At 53.1% G+C, this 902-nt stretch carries 2 protein-coding genes; both read right to left on the bottom strand.

What is annotated here, in order from left to right; all coding sequences use genetic code 11:
- Positions 1-220 precede the first annotated feature (220 nt).
- Complete coding sequence (locus JQN68_RS14525) at positions 221-484, bottom strand: Txe/YoeB family addiction module toxin (protein ID WP_225073959.1); 264 nt, start codon at positions 482-484, stop codon at positions 221-223.
- Complete coding sequence (locus JQN68_RS14520) at positions 481-723, bottom strand: type II toxin-antitoxin system Phd/YefM family antitoxin (RefSeq protein WP_225073958.1); 243 nt, start codon at positions 721-723, stop codon at positions 481-483. The genes JQN68_RS14525 and JQN68_RS14520 overlap by 4 nt, the downstream gene beginning before the upstream one ends.
- Between the last annotated feature and the right edge of the window lie 179 nt (positions 724-902).

The raw sequence follows: 902 nt of genomic DNA, 5'->3' as shown, positions 1-902 counted from the left end.
TGGATAAAAAGTAAGGCGTCCTGCGGGACGCGACCCGCGGTCTTGTCTTTGACCTTGGTAACCATCATGTTGAGATGGAGGATTTCCATATAGCCGAGGGAATCCTTGAGCCGGATGCCGGGGCTTTGGATGCGATCTCCGATGTCACCGCAAAAGAATCTCCGAATATGAAGACCCTATTGCCCCTGCCCTACTCTGACCCAACCAGTCCGCCCCTGCTCTACTCGTAATGCGTCCAGAGACGGATAATCTTGACCACACGCTCTTCAAGGTAGACTTGGTAGACCAAGCGATGTTGGATATTGATGCGTCTGGAATAGGCGCCGGAGAGGTCTCCGACAAGCTTTTCGAAAGGAGGGGGGTTCTGAAACGGATTGTCCCGGAGGGTTTCAAGAATAGCTTCAGCCTTGGGCTTTAAACCGGATGCGGCGAGTTTGCGAGCATCCTTCTGAGCCTGATTGGTAAAGACCACACGCCAACTCACCAGTCAAGTTCCTCTTCGCAAGCATCCGGCGGAGTGGTCAACCCCTCACGGATCGATTCCCTCATACCGGGGATGGAAATAAGATAAAGGGTTTCCTGCACCGCTCTCCAATCTTCTTCCGAAAGCAAGACGGCATTGTGGCGCTTGCCAGTGAGAATGACAGGTTCGTGGGTTTCCGCAGCCTCATCGACGAGACGGTAAAGGTTTTCACGGGCTTTACTGATAGTGAGAGATTTCATGGGGTGCCTCCTTTTGAAGGGCTCGGAATAAAACCGTACGCCATTTCGTACGCAAAGTCAACCCACGATCAGTCAACAAGTCACCCACGTCCCCTCTGGGGTCGAAAACCAAGTTCGCCGGTCCCGGCCGGCAGCCGGCCTACTTTCTTTGCTCGTCCAATAGAAAGTAGGCAAAGAAA

Origin of the sequence: Desulfuromonas sp. CSMB_57 (assembly GCF_020194955.2) — a bacterium.
Lineage (GTDB): Bacteria > Desulfobacterota > Desulfuromonadia > Desulfuromonadales > Syntrophotaleaceae > JAFCIY02.
This window is presented reverse-complemented; position numbering and strand designations above follow the sequence as displayed.

Bases quoted from the DNA above. Each gene is read 5' to 3' on its own strand.
- JQN68_RS14520 (WP_225073958.1), bottom strand. From the start codon at position 723: ATGAAATCTCTCACTATCAGTAAAGCCCGTGAAAACCTTTACCGTCTC.